The sequence below is a fragment of the Geosporobacter ferrireducens genome, from assembly GCF_001750685.1.
Lineage (GTDB): Bacteria > Bacillota > Clostridia > Peptostreptococcales > Thermotaleaceae > Geosporobacter > Geosporobacter ferrireducens.
The window spans coordinates 1270099-1287943 of record NZ_CP017269.1; the positions used below are offsets into that span (position 1 = coordinate 1270099).

The 17845-nt window shown below is 40.3% G+C and carries 13 protein-coding genes; 6 read left to right on the top strand and 7 right to left on the bottom strand.

Annotation, left to right across the window (positions count from 1 at the left end; all coding sequences use genetic code 11):
- Positions 1–24: 24 nt before the first annotated feature.
- Positions 25–1173, bottom strand: coding sequence for an aminotransferase class V-fold PLP-dependent enzyme (locus Gferi_RS06480; protein WP_069974807.1), 1149 nt, complete (start codon positions 1171–1173; stop codon positions 25–27).
- A gap of 30 nt (positions 1174–1203) precedes the next feature.
- Positions 1204–1701, bottom strand: coding sequence for a nucleotide triphosphate diphosphatase NUDT15 (locus tag Gferi_RS06485; protein ID WP_069974808.1), 498 nt, complete (start codon positions 1699–1701; stop codon positions 1204–1206).
- Between the two features lie 480 nt (positions 1702–2181).
- Between Gferi_RS06485 and Gferi_RS06490 the strand changes: the two genes are divergently transcribed.
- A complete protein-coding gene (locus Gferi_RS06490; RefSeq protein WP_236932750.1) occupies positions 2182–3204 on the top strand; it encodes an FUSC family protein in 1023 nt (340 codons plus the stop codon).
- A 5-nt stretch (positions 3205–3209) separates the two neighbouring features.
- Here the strand turns inward: Gferi_RS06490 and Gferi_RS06495 are convergent, their stop codons facing one another.
- The 5 genes from Gferi_RS06495 to Gferi_RS06515 all read right to left on the bottom strand — a co-directional run bounded on the left by Gferi_RS06495 (position 3210) and on the right by Gferi_RS06515 (position 7485).
- On the bottom strand, positions 3210–3986 hold the full coding sequence (locus tag Gferi_RS06495) for an acyl-CoA dehydratase activase (protein WP_069974810.1): 777 nt from the start codon (positions 3984–3986) through the stop codon (positions 3210–3212).
- Between the two features lie 79 nt (positions 3987–4065).
- Positions 4066–5211, bottom strand: coding sequence for a double-cubane-cluster-containing anaerobic reductase (locus tag Gferi_RS06500; RefSeq protein WP_069974811.1), 1146 nt, complete (start codon positions 5209–5211; stop codon positions 4066–4068).
- Positions 5212–5637: 426 nt separating this feature from the next.
- Entirely contained in the window at positions 5638–6426 is a 789-nt protein-coding gene (locus tag Gferi_RS06505) for a hypothetical protein (protein WP_069974812.1), read from the bottom strand.
- Positions 6413–7114, bottom strand: a complete 702-nt coding sequence (locus Gferi_RS06510) for an ABC transporter ATP-binding protein (protein WP_069974813.1) — start codon at positions 7112–7114, stop codon at positions 6413–6415. Before Gferi_RS06510 ends, Gferi_RS06505 begins: the two co-directional genes overlap by 14 nt.
- The gene (locus tag Gferi_RS06515) at positions 7111–7485 is read right to left on the bottom strand and encodes a GntR family transcriptional regulator (protein ID WP_069974814.1); all 375 of its coding nucleotides are present in this window, start codon (positions 7483–7485) and stop codon (positions 7111–7113) included. Before Gferi_RS06515 ends, Gferi_RS06510 begins: the two co-directional genes overlap by 4 nt.
- Before the next feature lie 246 nt (positions 7486–7731).
- Between Gferi_RS06515 and Gferi_RS06520 the strand changes: the two genes are divergently transcribed.
- From Gferi_RS06520 to Gferi_RS06540, 5 genes are all read left to right on the top strand, one after another.
- Positions 7732–12639, top strand: coding sequence for a nucleotidyl transferase family protein (locus tag Gferi_RS06520; protein WP_069974815.1), 4908 nt, complete (start codon positions 7732–7734; stop codon positions 12637–12639).
- Between the two features lies 1 nt (position 12640).
- Positions 12641–13882: a Rossmann-fold NAD(P)-binding domain-containing protein gene (locus tag Gferi_RS06525; RefSeq protein ID WP_069974816.1), complete on the top strand. Its 1242-nt coding sequence runs from the start codon at positions 12641–12643 to the stop codon at positions 13880–13882.
- Positions 13879–14940 carry a flavodoxin family protein gene (locus Gferi_RS06530; RefSeq protein ID WP_069974817.1) on the top strand — a complete coding sequence of 354 codons (1062 nt, stop codon included), beginning with the start codon at positions 13879–13881 and terminating at the stop codon, positions 14938–14940. The genes Gferi_RS06525 and Gferi_RS06530 overlap by 4 nt, the downstream gene beginning before the upstream one ends.
- 33 nt (positions 14941–14973) lie before the next feature.
- Positions 14974–16374, top strand: a complete 1401-nt coding sequence (locus Gferi_RS06535; RefSeq protein WP_069974818.1) for a sigma-54 interaction domain-containing protein — start codon at positions 14974–14976, stop codon at positions 16372–16374.
- 283 nt (positions 16375–16657) lie between these two features.
- Positions 16658–17815 carry an alanine dehydrogenase gene (locus Gferi_RS06540; RefSeq protein ID WP_069974819.1) on the top strand — a complete coding sequence of 386 codons (1158 nt, stop codon included), beginning with the start codon at positions 16658–16660 and terminating at the stop codon, positions 17813–17815.
- Positions 17816–17845 lie beyond the last annotated feature (30 nt).

Sequence of the window (17845 nt, forward strand, 5' to 3'; positions counted from 1 at the left end):
CTCTATCCACATCCCCTTTCTGCTCTAATAATCCCCTGAAATCTTTTTAAGTGCCTCTACGAGACTATCAATGTCTGATTTTTCATTAAAGTACCCAATGCCAATTCGCATTGTTCCTTCTTTTTCAGTTTCAATAACACAATGGGCCGTAGGAGCGCAATGAAGTCCTACACGTATCATTATGCCATACTCTTGATCGAGACGATAAGCGATATCTTCTCCAGAGATCCCCTTGATGTTAAAGGAAATCACACCTACGATTTTTTCTACATCCTTCGGCCCATAGATAATAATATCCTTAACCTCACTAAGACGATTTAGTGCGTAGGCTATAATCTCTTTTTCTTTCTTCAGTACATTCTCTAAACCCTCGTTTCGTATAAACCGCAAAGCTTCCCTAAGACCAACAATACCACTGACATTCAATGTCCCAGTCTCTAATTTATTTGGATAGTATTCCGGCTGATATTCATAGGCCGAGTCGCCTCCTGTTCCACCATGTTTTAACGGACGGATCTTTCCGTCCCAGTTTACGATCAATCCCCCCGTACCCATAGGCCCGAGAAGGCTTTTGTGTCCTGTAAAAGCTAACAGATCGATATGGTCTTCTTCTATATGTATGGGGCATACCCCTGCAGTTTGCGCTGCATCTACCATAAAAGGAATTTTGTGCTGCCGTGCGATTGCGCCAATTTCTCGAATCGGTTGAAGGGTTCCCAGTACATTGGATGCATGGGTAAATATGATCAGTGCTGTGTTATGCCGTATTGCCTTTGCAATATCATCGGGATTTGTGAATCCTTCTTTTGTTGCAGGAATGGTTGAGATGCTAATCCCCCTGTCTCTTTCCAAAGTTTTTAGGCATCGCCATACTGCATTATGCTCCAAGCTGCTTGTGATCACATGATCTCCCTGCTTTAGCATGCCATACATCGCTAGGTTTAAAGCCTCTGTCACATTTGCTGTAAAGATGACCTTCTTCGGATCATTAAAATGAAATAGCTCTGCAACAAGCTTTCTTGCTTCATAGACCATTCGATCCGCTTCCATCGCCCGTTCGTAAGCACCTCTGCCAGCCGTCGCGCCATTATGCATCATATACTCATATACGGCTTTGGCTACCTCCGGCGGCTTTGGAAATGAAGTGGCTGCATTATCTAAATATATTTCCACTACCTTATCCCCCTTTTAAAAACCTCTTCCTTAGTTGATGAATCCTTCTGTCTTCAGCTTTTCAATAACGTCCCTATCCGTTGGAAATGCAAGCACGGGCATATCCGCATAAGAAAAATATTCGACTTCCTCCAGATCATCCCCTGCTTCTTCTGTCCCCGAGGCCACTTCCGCCATAAACCAAATTCCTACCGTATGTTGTGCCGGGTTGTGGAAGTTGGACAATACTGTATAGACATAGGATATGTTGATCTTTAATCCTGTTTCCTCAAAAAATTCCCGGACAACTGCATCATACACGTCTTCATCCCATTCTACATAACCACAAGGAATACACCATTGTCCCGCATAGCTTCCTTGCCGTTTTCCCATCAGCAGCTTTTTATCCTTAATAACGATGGCTGCCACCCCTACTGCCGGATTTTGATAGAAGGTAAAACTGCACTGGGTGCACTTTGGTTTATTGGGATCCTTTGTTTTTTCGATACTTAGGGTTCCTCCACATTTTGGACAAAAATGATAACGCATACCTACACCTGCTTTCACCATAGATTTTATTCTGCCAAATGTCCAAACGTAACCTATGCTATATTTTCTATAATACTACCTTGATTCATTCGATAAATCAACTTCTATTTCCTTCTGCAGGGATTTAAAGAATTGCCCTGTATAATAAATTCCCTCCTGTAAAAACCTATAAAAAGAGCATCGACGACAGTAAAGCTGTCTGAGCACCTTCCTGAAGGCGGCAGGGGATTTCATTCCCTTGAGGTTGTTGAAAAAGTCAACAATATCCAGACTGTTCAAAATTCCTTAGATTCGAGGCGCAAGAAAATCTAGCGACCGCAGCGTATACAGTAATACGTAAGGATGCTGGATTTTTGCAGCAACGAAGAAGATAAGGGATTTTCAACAGTCTGCAGGGGATTTCATCCCCTTGTAACCTAATAACTGCTATAAGCTGCATCATTTTTATAGATACAAAAAGAAGGAGTATAGGTGAAAGAAATGAAAATTGGTTTACGCACCATCAAGACAGGTATTGCAGTAGGCTTATCCATCTTAATTGCCCCGCTCTTGGAAATTAAAAATCCCTTTTTTGTTGTAATTTCTGCCTTTATTGCTATGCAGCCTACGGTTTCGGATTCATGGCGGACTGGAATCAATAGACTTTTGGGTACCTCACTGGGTGCCGCTGTAGGTTTGGGATTCGTACTGATATCTTCTGAAAGTCCAATACTGACGGGTCTCGGTACGATTGTATTGATTTCTATTATGAATCATTTAAAACTACAGGACTCTATTGTAATGGCCAGTATCGTATTTGCAGGAGTCTTTTTCAATGCTGAAGGTGAATATATAGATTTTGCTTTTCGTAAGCTGATTGATACTTCTTTAGGTATTGGCATTGCCTTGATTATAAACTTTAGCATTTATCCTCCAGTTTATCACCAAAAAGCCTTTGCTTCTGTTGAAAAAGCCTTAAAGGAAATCCTCGGAACCATCATTGAAATGCTGGAAATCCTTTTAGATGGGAACGAAAAAGATCTTTTATTATTAGATGATCACTTAGGAGAAATTTCTTTCCGATTGCAGCAATCGGAAAAAATGCTGCTGCTGCAAATTAAGGATGAAAAGCTAATGTCTCACGGTAGTATGCATAGCAGAGAGATGCTGGACACTGTAACCCAAGCCAAAGTGATTTTACAGCATTTACATCCAATCCGGCAAATCCTTGGCAAAGACATTCATAAACGGGTGATTGCACCGGTTCGAGAAGCTATGATGAAAAATAAGTTCCTTCTAAAAGAGTTGGAGCCTATGGTTCCTGAAAATTGCTTAAAGAACAATAAGCTCCAAATGGCCTTTTCATCTATCTTGTCTGATATCCAGGAAACGAAAGATTGGTTTATTCTAAATGCTGAGCATAGTAATTTCCCAGTTGATGATGTAATCAATCTGCTGGTGTTTCTCTATAATCTTGAGGAAATTATCTCAATCTACTGTAGTATCCTTAAAGAACCCCAGTGAAATGACTACTCATTCCTCAAGGCTTCATAGCCGATTACAGCAGCACCGATTGCTCCATTGAACTGGGACAGTTCGGAAAAAAATATCCCTGTATTCAGCTTTTGCCCTAATAACTCCACTAATAAGGGGTTTTGAGATACGCCACCTGAAAAGAAAACTTTTCCTTCCACCCCTATCTTACTAGCCAGTGAATAGGTTTTGTTTACTACAGACTGCAATAACCCTGCTGCAATGCTTTCCTTCGAAGCCCCTTCAGCCATAAGACTGACAACCTCGGACTCTGCAAATACAGTACACATACTGTTGATACTGCGCGGTACTGCGCCTCTGCCAAACTGTGAAAGTTCGCTGACATCGATCTCTAATGCGTGAGACATTACTTGCAGAAATCGTCCTGTCCCCGCCGCACATTTGTCATTCATTAAAAAATCCACCACTGAGCCCTTCTGGTCCAGTTTGATGACCTTGCTGTCCTGTCCGCCAATATCAATCACGGTACGAACGCCAGCATTCAGATAATGGGCACCTTTCCCGTGGCAGGTAATTTCTGTAACTTTTTTATCCACAAAGGGGAGAGCAATCCTTCCGTAACCCGTTCCTACGATCACAGCCTCTTCCCGCTTCCCCATCAGGCCTGATTGTAAAAAATGCTCAAGAATTTTTTGTCCCGTTTCCTTTGGACTCCACCCCGTTGGCAGAATCACTTTCGAGATGATGTTTTTACCATCATAGGCTATGGCCTTCGCTGCCACAGATCCCATATCGATCCCAATGCTAATCACCTGATCACATCCTTGTATGTATATCCATATTATATGATAATTTATAAAGAGCCCCATACTCCAGGAGCTCTTAGCTTCTTTATTTTATTGTTTCCAAGAAGGCTTCCAATCTTACCTTTAACTGTCCAGCATCGGAATCGGAGTAATCCGTTTCGATTTGAATAAATGGCAAGTTTAGCTTCTCTTTTGCAAACTGACGAACTGTATAAGATTCAATATTATAGGTATGACAGGCCTGCCATGTCAAATCCACGATCCCATCTACCTGATATTCCTTCGCCATTCTTTCAATTAAGTCCAAGCGGCCATTATTCGGCGTCATACAGGAACATGGTGTAGCGAGATATTTTTCAGCCAGTGCTTGAATCGGTTCCTTTTCTTCGTCTACCAGTACATCTAACCCTTTATATCCCGTACAGTTTTCTAATGCAACCACACTGGCACCAGCTTCCTCAATGATCTTTAGAACCTTTTCAGAGCCACTGCCGATCGGACATCCTGTTAAAAGAATTCTTGGCGTATCTGCTGTAAATGGTGAAATGCCTTTTTCAATTTGTTCTTCTACCTGAGCAATTAAACGTTCAATGATCTCTATCCCAGCTTCTTTATCTATATTGAAGCCTTTTAGCCATTGGGCCAGCATCATATCCATTCCTGTAAGCGGTGCTGGCTTATGGGCATTGAGCTGATGAAGCTTGCGCATAGCTCTGCGTTCCCGGTTCATCAATTTAACAGCGTCCTTCAACTTCTCCTCTGTAATTTCTACTTGAAACTTCTCTTCTAAGTAGTTTTTGAATTTTACCATTTCATTTTTCCAAGCTTCTAGTGCATCCTCCCCTTGTGACGTTTGAGGAAGATTCATGATATGCATCGGCTTGATTTTCCCCATCAATTCATACATTTTTTTCTTTCCATCGCAGGTAGTTTCTGCCAACAATACATCTGAGAAATAAAAATAGGGACATTTATCTGTGATAGCAAATCCATAGCTAGATTTGATTAATGGACAGAGATTTCTCGGTAAGTGCTTTTCTGCATCCTCAATGGGTTCCTGCTTTGTACCGCACAGGGTTACTGCAATGGCATCTGCTGCTAGTGCAATTTCCTGAGGTGAAAATACACAATACATTCCTACAACTTTTTTCCCTGCTTCACTTGCTTCCTTAACCTTGACAGAATTGATTCCCCTTAGGGCTTCTACTTCTTCCATAATTGGTGGTCTCATAACTATTTCCCCCTTATTGTTCAGCTTATTTAAAAGCTTATCCAGCTTTCTAAGAGAAGTCTATCACAGGGAGATAAAGGCCTACCAATAGTAATTCCTTATAATTTATAGGTATATGATAGCTTTTTTCTATAAATATTTCTGGATATATAAAAAACACCTATCTATAGGCTACCCACTTCATTTTCAGGAGGACACACAGGTCGATCCCTACCAGAATCCAGAAAAAAATAGGGCTTAAATCAACGTTTCAGTTACGGATCTATAGATGTGTGACTGAGAAGTTTAATATTCAACGGAACGGTGAAACACCGTTCCCTACGTAAATCTAAAACAGAAATGTAGGGATCGACGTCCTCGTCATTCCGCATATAAACCAGGATTTCAATCACACACCTATAGATCAATATTTGAATAAAGCCATTGTTATAATTCTACTTTACGGTCATAAATCGCTGCTGTACCGAAGAAAAGGGCTGCAGAAACTCCGATAAGCACTACCGTGAGGGCAATATATATATTGTTTGGAAAAATTGTAACCCATGCCGTACCATTAGAAAAGTTTATTTGACTATTGCCCAAATCTTCTAAATGATACCTGGAAACCGCATTTATTATTATGTCCGATACCTTTGAAGTAAGGATACTTCCAGCAATGAAGGTGCCAAAGGTAATTAATCCTGAAAATTTCTTGAATAATTTTCCGACCACACTGCTAAAGAAAGCTAAGATTAGTGCTTGTGTTGCACCTAGGAAAATTAAAAATCCCAACTTAACTACTTCTATTTTAAATTCAAAGGGAATTTCAGCAAGCTTTCCCCAGCTGTCAGGAGTCATCATGCCTCTTAAGAAAAGAAACGCACTCAATCCTAATAGTGCTTCCAGTGCAATCCATTGGGTTAGCAGCGAAAGCATCTTTGATAAAAAGATCATTCTGCCTGATACCGGCAGCGACATCATCAAGTAAACCGTATTTTCCTTCCATTCATTTCGAACTGTAATAAAAGCCTTTATGAATATAGCAATAAAGATTGTAATTGTCCCGCCAACATTCATCACAAAGCCTGCTTGCAGCGGCCATCCAGTTGTGGTTTTGTAGAAAATATATAGATTTACTGCGAGAATAATTCCTACAATAAGCAGCAGTTCAAATCTGGAAGCCTTTAAATCCTTTTTATATAAGGTATAGAGCATATTTCCCCTAGAAATTCCCATGGCGGTATACCTCCTTCATCAATTCTACTAAAGACATATTTCGTTCACTGCGCAGGTCTTCTGCGTCTCCTTGTAGCACAGCCTTACCCCGGTCCATAAAAATCACTTCATCAATCAATCCTTCGATCTCCTGAATCTCGTGGGTTGATATAATAATACTTTGCTCTCCTGCTCGATAGTCACGGATGATGGTCTGTATAATTTGATCCCTCGTTAAGATATCAATACCGGAAAGCGGTTCATCCAGCAGAACGATCTTTGCATTCCTTGAAAAAGTCAGAAGCAGCTTTGCTTTTGCACGCATTCCCTTAGAAATCTTTCTTATGCTCATAGATGGTTCTAATTGTAAAAAGCTTACTAACTCTTCATATTTACTATGGTCCCAATCTCCATAAAAACTTCTCATAAAATCTGCAGCCTCTCCTATGGTCATCCAGGGATACAGATGATCAATTTCAGGTAAATAGGCAACATTCTTTTTTGTCTCAACGGAAGGGTGCTTTCCATCGATTCGAACTGTTCCCGTATCCGGTCTGTTGAGTCCGGCAATCATTTTAAGGCTGGTTGATTTACCAGCACCGTTTGGACCTAGAAATCCGGTGATTTTCCCCAGTGGAAATACCATAGTCGCCTGATCTAATGCCTTCGTATTTCCAAATTGCTTCGTAACCTCTTGAAATGTTATCATAATCGATCCTCCTCCAATCGTTGCTGACACTTTTCTACCAGTTCTATAATCTTTTCATTATCAAAACCCAATGAATACATTTCATCCAGAAAGTTCTTTAGGACACGACTGGCCATTTCTTCCTTGATTTCATCCAGCATGCCTTCACGGCTATAAATGAAAGTTCCCTGTCCCCGTATGGTTTCTACTAAATTCATATTTTCCATCTCCCTATATGCCCTTTGAACAGTGTTGGGGTTAACCTTTATTTTTTGAGCAAAATCCCGTTGGGATAATATTTTATCTCCAGGCTTTAATTCCCCTCGAATTAACTGTTTTTTGATATCGTCTATAATTTGCAGATAAATAGGCTTTGAATTATCAAACTCCATTTGAGACCACCTCCCATACACTAATAGTGCACTAGTTAACTATTACACTATTAGTGTATGATGTTTTTTCATATTTGTCAATCCTTTTATAAAATTCTTTTTGAATGTTTATCCTATTTATATCATAAATTGATAACTAACGATGAAAGATGAAAAATCCTTTAGGAAGAGTCAGAATAGTCTTTATTATTGTCCACAATACGTTATAATGTTAATAACTATATTTCCATGACGAGGGGGAGACTTATGACTACTGCTGTAACAAAAGAACTTTACCACCAACTGCGTACCGCCCTTTTCAATCAAGGTTTTCTTGAAATCTATCATCTAGAAAAAGAGTTTATTAAAAAGCACACTGAAAACTTAGCCTTCATCAATGAAATACACCGGATCACAGAGAGTAAAGATTACAGCTGTAATGCAGTTTATTTGTTATGCCAGGACATGTTGAAGGAACTGTGGGGGGATCATAAACCCATCAATCCTTTGGAATACATCTTTCAATTTGCTTTGAGCAAATCTTTTCCACACTCAATAGAAGTCACACTTGATTCCCATCTGGCGTCGGGCTGCCAGTTATATCTTACTGCCCTTCGAATCGTATCCGAATTTCAAAAAGAAGGACGCGATCTTACATGGCAGAGCCGATATCCTCTAGTTTTTCTTACGGATGATGAGAGAAGCCAACTGCCAAATCCACGGGAATATACTTCCTTTGTTAAGGCTTTTCAAGAGGAATATATTTACGAAATGATGAAGCTGAATTATGAGGTTATAGGCCATAACACCCTAGATCATATCTGCGGTGTTCATTATCTCGCTCTCTTTATTGCGCGGCAGCTGCAAGAAAAAGGGATTCCCTTAGACCTTGGCAGGGTTTCTGGCGCGGCAGCCGGTCATGATATCGGGAAATATGGCTGTCGAAGCTTTGAATCCAATCGTGTTCCTTATCTCCATTACTACTATACAGATCAATGGTTCAAAAAACATAATCTCCCTTATATTGGACATATTGCCTTAAATCATTCAGTATGGGATCTGGAACTGGAAAATCTATCTTTGGAATCTCTTATTTTGATTTACTGTGATTTTCGTGTAAAAAATGCCTCCGCTCAGAAAAATCAGGCAGAAATGAAAATTTATAATCTGCAAGAATCTTTTGAAGTCATTTTAAGCAAGCTGGATAATGTAGATACACTGAAGGAAAGACGCTATACAAGGGTCTATGGAAAGCTAAAAGACTTTGAAGACTATATGCGCGACATAGGTATAGTCACAGAACTAACCGTTGTTTCAGCCACACATGAGGGAAATTTCAAAAAATATTATTCCCTCATGTCCGGCAGTGAAGTTACTCAAAACATAAAGTATATTGCCATTCATCACAATATTCACCTGATGCATCGATTAAGAGATGAAGCATCTTTAAATGAAATCATCGAAATTGCAAGAAGCGAAACAGATGCAAATGTACTGCGGGAGTATCTGGATATTTTTGAAGAATATTCTACCTATCTCACGCAAAAGCAAAAGTTGATTATGATGAAATTTCTTTATGAACAACTCATTCATGCCGAGCAGGATATCCGCAGACAGTGTGCCGAACTCATTGGCCGGCTGATCGCCAGCTTTGATGAAGATTATAAAAAGGAAATCCCTGAAGGTGAAAGAATCCTTACACCGGCAGTAACAGGACTTGATTTGCTCCATCAATATCTCCAGCTCTGTATGTTTCCTGATCATAAGATCATCGCTGTACACCGCCGGTGGATTCGATATAGCATCAGTGCACTGGTTGCGTCTTTCTTTGCCCACTGTTCCCATGAGCAGATTCATGTATTTAGACAGGCACTGCTGAATTATTACAATTTGGATCAATATCATGAAGAAGATATTCAGATTGATCTTCTGGAAACATTAAAGTATATCCCGTTATGTACAGATGATACTTGTCTCTCAGTCATTTTTCAGTACGTACTGCTCCAACTGGATAGTGCTAACAGTGAGATTCGGATTTCTGCATTAGAAGTCGTATACTTCTTCATCAGACATTTATCAGAAGAAACAAAGGTCATACAACAGATTCGCGTACTTTTCTCCAATGGACCAAAGCATTCTGAGCTTCCGGCTGAAAATTTTCTATTGGGAAAAATCTATGACAATCTATTTCCAAATAGTATAAATGAAAAGGAAGAAAAAAGTCCCTATGAGCTGCTTCAGGAGGGCATATCCGATGTATTTCTTAGCAATATGAAAACTGCTACCAACTGGGTTTCTAAAAAAGTCCATGTAGAACTGCTTTTAGACTATACCCTTTGCAGTTCCGACATCAACAAACTCTATACAGCGATGCACTTCTGTAACCTTCTGAAAGTCAGTGCCATGGATCATGTACGAAGCAGGGCCGGTGAAGCACTGGTTCGACTTTTTCCCAATCTGCCCTTAGAACAGCGTAACGATGTAGCTATAGAGCTCATTCGTTCCTTAGAAATTGAAGGTATTCAATTCGCAAAATATATACCTAATTATCTCGGCAGGGTCATTCTTTATCTAAAACCCGTAGAGTTAGATGAAATCATTGCAGATTTGATTGAGAAAATCAAACAATCTAATGCTCAAATCAGCACCTTGCTGTTAAAAACCATTGGTATCTTCATCTCCCATTATCCAAAGTATCGTGAATTGTTTCCAGAAGAGGAAGAACGCTATAACCGCCGCTTGGAAAATCTTTTGGGTATTCTGCTCAATGGCCTTGTTCATGATCATCCACAGATTAAGCAGATGTCTTTTAGTGTCATTGGAAAAGATGTGTTTGGATCAAAACTTTTAACTTTAGAGGCAAAACACCGCTTCTTTAAACTTATGGCAAAGAAAATACTATCTCTGCTGCCGGGTATAGAGGACAATGAACTGCTCATTTTGACGAACTCAGCAGGTCTGAACCATATCTATCGTTTCATATCGGACTATACTTTTTTTCAAAATGCGATCCAACTGGATTCTCCGGAAAAAATTGCATTCTTCCCAGGTTCCTTTGACCCTTTTACTCTTGGTCATAAGGAAATTACCCGGGAAATACGGGATATGGGTTTTGAGGTGTATCTGGCTGTAGATGAATTCTCTTGGTCCAAACGTACACAGCCAAATCTCATCCGTCAAAATATCATTCATATGTCTGTAGCAGATGAAATGAACATCTATCTCTATCCTGATGATTTTCCCATTAACATTGCCAATCCTGAGGATCTAAACACACTGCAAAACAGTTTTCCTCACGCTCAGGTTTATATGGTAGTAGGCAGTGATGTCATCCTCAATGCATCAGCCTATCGCGATGAAAGCAATCAACATGAGCTGCTTCAATTTCCACATATTGTGTTTGAGCGACGAGATAATGATTTTTCTCCTGAAGAGAATATTCGTCTGCAGCATGCCATGGCAAAAATTGTTCAGCCAGTCATAAAACTGAATCTACCACCCCAATACGAAGATATCAGTTCTAGTCAAATTAGGGGTTATATTGATGAGAATAGAGAGATTTCAAAATTGATTGATCCATTGGCACAAAAATATGTTTATGATAACAATCTATATCGAAGAGAACCTCAGTATAAATCTTTTGTTCAGACTATTTCCATCGATGTTGAGCTTCGAGACCACCTTGAAGATTCACTCGCCCATGAGATTTCCAGTTTATTTCATGGACATTCCGACGCATTTATTAACATCAAGAAGGTTTTTCAAAAGCCTGGCAGCAAAATGATTCTGATCCGTGATGCAAAAGAAAAAGGCAAAATGCTGGCATATTCAGTATTTCACCGGATTCCAGCCGAAGCAATCTTTCAGGAGTTTCGAGATACTCACATTTCTCAATGCATCCGTGAGAACTATACGGGAAGAATCGTCCTGATTGATGGCATTTTTATCTTAGAAAACACGAGTTTTAATAATTTGCATCAGATCATATTGACTGAAACCTTAGCCCATTGTTTAAAAAATGATTATGGCTATGGAATTTACTACAATCGAATTTCATCAGACACCCCATCAGACTTGATCGAAATACTGCAAAATCATGGGTTTCAAGACCTTCCCTGCAGCAAAGAAGGCAGCCCTGTGATGGCAGTCAATATGGTTCATCCCTGTACCATCAGCTTAGATGTAGAAAACTTTATCAAGGAGCCCTTCCGCGAGAGCCGTCGTGTACAAAAAGTTATTTTGGAATGTAGAAAGCGCCTACAAAATGCTTTGACAAAACTTTATCCTGGACAACTGGTGCTTTCTTTTGACAGCAATATGATTAATGAAACCCTTGTAAAGAAAATATGCTTTGAAAACGAGGTGCCTTCTGTACCTCTAACACCGCGAAAACTTGGTCAGGCCATGTGTGTCCCATTTGGCAATGTACTCAATCGCGCCATTGTCCCCAATACGGTGACCAAATCCCTTCATACGGAGAAAATGTTTTATCCTGATATGAAGAGTTTTACGATTGGTGCTTTTCCTTATTATTTAAATCTGGAAAATCAGATTAAAATGATTCGTTCCTTTAACCGTCCGGTGATCTTAGTAGATGATTTATTAAACAAGGGTTATCGTCTAAAGGTAGTCGATCCGCTCATTCAAAAAGAAAAAATTCAAGTACGCAAAATCATCGTAGGTCTTCTCTCCGGGAGAGGAAAAGAACTGCTTGAAGTTCAAGATCGGGAGGTAGATTGTGCCTACTTTATTCCTAAGCTCCGTCATTGGTTTAATGAATCTTGGCTCTATCCCTTTATGGGTGGAGATACCTTATGGCGCGGCATATATCCTCAGAAAAACCTCATACCCTCTATTAATCTGATTTTGCCCTATACCTCTCCCCATTTTATCAAGGGAGTCAGCAATGAATCTATTTACTCGCTTTCACAGGTCTCCATTGAAAACGCAATTCAGATTCTAAAGGCATTGGAGGTAGAGTATCAGCATCTTAACGAGCGGAGTCTCACCTTGTCTCATTTAAGTGAGGTTTTTATTTATCCCAGATATCCGGATCACGGAAAGAGCATGATTTATGATCTCAATGTGAATCCTTCCAGTCACTTGGAAAACGATCTAGAGCTTCTTCATCGCCTTGAATTTACAGCAGTACAATCTCATAGGGGAGGTAAATAAGATGTTCTACTATACTTATCAAGATAAAATTTGTTTTTCTCAAAAAAAGTATGTAGATTTGCCTAGAATAGATGAATCTCAAGCCAGCCATACAGAGGGGCTACTCTATGCCCTTTTGGAACTGCATCCTCAGCAGTCTCGAAGAAGCTTCTGCCTATCCACCCCTGGTCTGCTTGAGCTTCAAAAAGAAGGACTGAATCTTCTGCAGAAGCAGCGTGAGACCGGTCCAGTCCTACCCAGTTGGCTTCTCGAAAAAATTAATAATAGAAAAGTCATGGCCCTCAATCGTTTCTATCCAGATTGGGATAATGCATTTTCTATGAATCCTCTACATAAATGGAGGGTTCATATTGCCGGCCTTGGGGATGTGGGAGGCACTCTTTTGATGGGGCTGCGGCTGATGGGCGGCAGCTGTATCGACAGTATCGGTATTTTTGACCGCAGCCAGGAAAAACTGCTCCGCTGGCAGTACGAAATTAATCAAATATATGGACCTAGCGATACTCCTTTCCCTTCTGTAGACATCATCGCAGAAGAGGATGTTTTTAACTGCGATCTTTTTGTATTCTGCATCGCTGCCAAGGTCCCTGCTGTCGGTGAAGAGGGCAAAGATGTACGGATGGTACAACTGGAGGAAAATGCAAAGATCCTCTCCATCTACGGAAAACAGGCACGGGCTTCAGGCTATAAGGGACTCTTTGCAGTTGTCTCTGATCCTGTAGATTTACTGTGTAAATCACTGTTGCTGTCCAGCAATCAGGATGAAAAGGGGATTTATGACTTCAAAGGCCTAGCACCGGAACAAATCCGGGGTTATGGTCTGGGTGTGATGCATGCCCGTGCACTCTATTATGCGAATCAACAGGAAGATACAATACATTACGAAAAAGAAGGCAGAGCTTTTGGCCCCCATGGAGCGGATTTAGTCATTGCCGACAGCATTGAAAACTATCATGAAAGCCGCTCCTTGCTCTTAACAGAGAAAGCAAAGACAGCAAACCTAGAGGTCCGCAAGGTTGGCTTTAAACCCTTTATAGCTCCGGCACTTTCCTCCGGAGCCCTATCCTTGATCGCTACGATAAAAGGCAACTGGCATTATAGTGCGACCTATATGGGAGGCGTTTATATGGGTGCAAGGAATCGCTATCATCCATCAGGAACGGAAATAGAAATGTTGGAACTTCCGCAAAGGCTTCTTGAAAGACTACAGCATACCTATACAAGATTGGAGAATCTGTTATGATCCATCTAGTAATTCCCGGAGAGGTATCTCAGCAGCTTCAAAGGATGGCAAAAGCTGCAGTAGGAAGTAATTTAGTGAAAATTATTAAAACAGCGAATAACCTGCCCAATTTGCAAAACAAACAAATATTATTCGCGGTGGAAATCGATGAAGTTGGCTTCAATATCCCTCTGCTCCATATTTTTCAGGAACTCTCTAAACGAGGCAAGCATGCCCTGCTGGGTTCCCAAGGTGCATTATTGGTTCATAGCGCTGGCGAATTATACACAAAGAGCACAGCAGCCTCTGTGATTTTCTTGGCAAATCAGCTTGGATGCAGCTTTATGGGACATCCCGTGGTAGAGGCAACGGGTAGTTTACACAACTTGCTCACCTGGCAAAAGACATACCAGCTTCCCCTGGAACAAATCTCCTTGGACTTGTCAAAGCGGTTGGGCAAACGGTTGATGGAAGACCACCGGATTCAGATTAGCAACCCTCAAATTGCCGTGCTGCATTCCAGCTATCGTAAATCCTCCAATACACTGATGTTATGGGATATGATAAAAAAACACTTGTCCCACTGCCATATTGAAGAGCTTCATGTACAAAATGGAACGGTTTTGGACTGTATCGGTTGTCCCTATCACACCTGCAGGCACTTTGGACTGCAAGACAGCTGCTTTTATGGAGGTTTTATGGTGAAGGAAGTCCTTCCAACCGTTGAAAATGCAAATGCAGTGGTTTGGATTTGTCCGAATTATAACGATTCGATCTCGGCAAATCTGATGGCTGTTATTAATCGGTTAACTGCGTTATATCATAAGATCAAGTTTTATGACAAATCTCTCTTTGCAGCCATCGTATCAGGCAACTCCGGCAGCGACAGCCTGGCGAAACAGCTGATTGATGCACTCAACATCAACAAGGGTTTCCGGCTGCCTCCCTACTTTGCGATCATGGCTACGGCCAATGATCCCGGTAGCATATTGGCCGTAGAGGGTATTGAAAAAGATACTGAGCATTTTGCTTATCACATACTTGAAGAAATTAAAATCTCTGTTTCAACCAATCTATGAAAATAAAATACATCAAGCAGTGAGGTGTTCATCATGACGCGGTCAAGGAAAGATTTTCTGAGCGATATGGAATATATAGATGGCATTACGATTATTGATACTTCTGGAAATATATTATTTTCTGTCAAATTTAATCCTAGATTTCATCCTGAAATCATACACGAAGATGCTATTATCGGGAAAAAGCTGTATGAAGTTTTTCAGGGAATTACGAAAGAAAACAGTACATTAATAAAAGCAATGGAGCTTGGAAAACCAATTCATAAAAAAAGACAATCCTTTCAAGATATCCATGGAGCCATCATTGAGACAACAAATACTTCTCTTCCTATAAAAGGAAACGGTACAATCCTAGGCGCTATCGAATTGTCAAAGGATATTACCCGATATAAGCATCGGCTCAACCAAGACATTGAGATGGATACCTTGCTCTTTACTCATCGTAATTTTTTCAAAGAACAATTTTTGCCCGATAAAGCACGCTATGTTTTAGATGATATCATATCAAAAAACCCGAAGATTAAGGAGATTAAGTACTATATACAAAGAATCGCAGATGGTACTTCCCCTGTTTTCATCTATGGTGAGACCGGCACAGGAAAAGAATTGTTTGCACATGCTATTCATAATTCAGGCAAACGTTCACAAGGCCCCTTTATTGCTCAAAATTGTGCCGCAATACCTGAAAACCTATTGGAAAGTATTTTGTTTGGTACTACAAAGGGCAGCTTCACTGGTGCATGTGATAACATGGGACTCTTTGAATTAGCGGAAGGTGGTACACTTTTTTTAGATGAAATCAACTCTATGCCTTTGAACCTCCAGGCCAAACTGCTGCGTGTACTGCAGGATGGTTATATTCGAAGATTGGGAGATATCAAAGAACGCAAGGTCAATGTCCGAGTTATATCCGCATCTAATCTCAGTCCCAAAAAATGTCTGCAAGAAAATCAATTGCGCCAGGATATTTATTACCGTCTGAGTGTCCTGGCGATTCATGTTCCTCCTTTAAGAGAAAGAAAAGAAGATATTGAACTCTTACTGAACTATTTTATCAACAAGTATAACAATTCTATTCACAGAAAGATTCAGAACGTTTCAAAAGAAGTTTATCAGTTTTTTCTAGATTATCACTGGCCAGGGAATGTGCGGGAATTAGAGCATTTAATCGAATATGCCATGAATATGCTGGACCCATCTGAGGATACCATTGAATTAGAACATATTGAACAGAAAATAGTAGAGATCAGAGAGGAAGACAGTGATGCGCCCGTAAATATTCAACCTTTAAAAGATGCCATCACCGAAGTGGAAAAGAAATTAATTCAACAGGCTATCCATACTACAAGAGGCAATGTTTCTGAAGCATCCCGGTTATTAAAAATACCAAGACAGACCCTTCAGCGAAAAATAAACTTATATGGCCCTTTTTAATCGACAAAATTACACATAAATTTCAAAACATTTTATTGTTATAAATTTCTTTTCAAAATTGCCCAAATTATAACATAAACTGCCCATAATTTAACATTCAAACTGGCAACCCTTGTTTTGTTGCCAGTTTTTTTACTTTATCAGCGCATGCTAATCTATAGCGGACTGTAAAACTTTAAGCTGACACCCATGATTTATCTCATTTTCTTTCTCTAACCGACCCGATGCACTTGGCATGGATCTTGCTCTTTATTTATGCAAACCAACAATAGGAGGAATCTATATGAAGATCGGTGTATTAAAAGAAAATAAATCAAATGAATCCAGGGTAATCGCAACGCCTACAGAGGCTGCTGTGTTAATATCGGATGGCCATTCTGTGCTTATTCAAAATAACGCAGGATATGAAGCCGGTTTTTTAAATGAAGATTATATTCGCGTTGGAGCAAAAATCCGAAATACGATGGAAGAAATCTATCAGGAATGTGATATGGTAGTAAAGGTAAAAGAGTTTTTCCCTGAAGAATATCCTCTTTTCCGTCCGGACCAGATTCTTTTTGCTTGTGTACATCCTGCTGCAAATAAAGAAGAAGTGGATGCCCTTCTCCAAAAAAAGGTAATTGCTTTTACTGCAGAGGATACCCACCGCTACGGTTCTCCAAACTGTGAGGTTGCAGGAAAGCTTGGCGCTTTGATGGGTGTTTACTCACTGCTCAGCATCAATGGTGGATCCGGAAAATTAATCTGCGGAATTGGCGGTGCTCCCAGTGCAAAGGTTTTGATCTTAGGTGCAGGTATTGTAGGAAAAGCAGCTACAGAAATCATTGCTTCACTTGGGGCACAAGTCACTTTAATGGATATCAACATCGGCGTGCTTAGACATTGTTTAGAAGTCTTTCCCCATAACGTTCAAACAGCTTTTTCCAATCAACATACAATCAGAGAACTTCTTCCTCAAACAGATATGGTGATTAACTGTGTGAAGTGGCCAAAGCATAGGAAAGATCATCTGATAACGAAGGATATGCTGAAAGAAATGCGCAAAGGTTCTGTGATTGTAGATATTAGCGCAGACGTAGGCGGTGCGATTGAAACCTATCGGCCTACAACCCATGCGGACCCAACCTACGAGATCGATGGTATCCTACACTATGGTGTAGACAATATACCTGGCGCTGCACCTCATACTACCTCGATTGCCTATGCAGCTTCTGTTCTGCCTCACTTCAGAGCTATTGCAAACCTTGGCATACAAGAAGCCTGCCGCAGAGACGGTTACCTCAGAAGAAGTCTTACTGCTTATAAAGGCATTCTTACCCATGAGGAAACCAGTGTTATTCAAAGCAGACCGTGGACCACGCCAGAGGAAGTTCTTAACCTGGAAAACTGTGATAGTTTAGATAAAGTACCTAAAGCTACTTCCACAGTGGCTGCAAAATAATAAGGTGCAGCCCTTTATATCATATAGAGT

Bases quoted from the DNA above. Each gene is read 5' to 3' on its own strand.
- Gferi_RS06485 (WP_069974808.1), bottom strand. From the start codon at position 1,701: ATGCGTTATCATTTTTGTCCAAAATGTGGAGGAACCCTAAGTATCGAA.
- Gferi_RS06490 (WP_236932750.1), top strand. From the start codon at position 2,182: ATGAAAATTGGTTTACGCACCATCAAGACAGGTATTGCAGTAGGCTTA.
- Gferi_RS06500 (WP_069974811.1), bottom strand. From the start codon at position 5,211: ATGAGACCACCAATTATGGAAGAAGTAGAAGCCCTAAGGGGAATCAAT.
- Gferi_RS06505 (WP_069974812.1), bottom strand. From the start codon at position 6,426: ATGGGAATTTCTAGGGGAAATATGCTCTATACCTTATATAAAAAGGAT.
- Gferi_RS06510 (WP_069974813.1), bottom strand. From the start codon at position 7,114: ATGATAACATTTCAAGAGGTTACGAAGCAATTTGGAAATACGAAGGCA.
- Gferi_RS06515 (WP_069974814.1), bottom strand. From the start codon at position 7,485: ATGGAGTTTGATAATTCAAAGCCTATTTATCTGCAAATTATAGACGAT.
- Gferi_RS06520 (WP_069974815.1), top strand. From the start codon at position 7,732: ATGACTACTGCTGTAACAAAAGAACTTTACCACCAACTGCGTACCGCC.
- Gferi_RS06525 (WP_069974816.1), top strand. From the start codon at position 12,641: ATGTTCTACTATACTTATCAAGATAAAATTTGTTTTTCTCAAAAAAAG.
- Gferi_RS06530 (WP_069974817.1), top strand. From the start codon at position 13,879: ATGATCCATCTAGTAATTCCCGGAGAGGTATCTCAGCAGCTTCAAAGG.
- Gferi_RS06535 (WP_069974818.1), top strand. From the start codon at position 14,974: ATGACGCGGTCAAGGAAAGATTTTCTGAGCGATATGGAATATATAGAT.
- Gferi_RS06540 (WP_069974819.1), top strand. From the start codon at position 16,658: ATGAAGATCGGTGTATTAAAAGAAAATAAATCAAATGAATCCAGGGTA.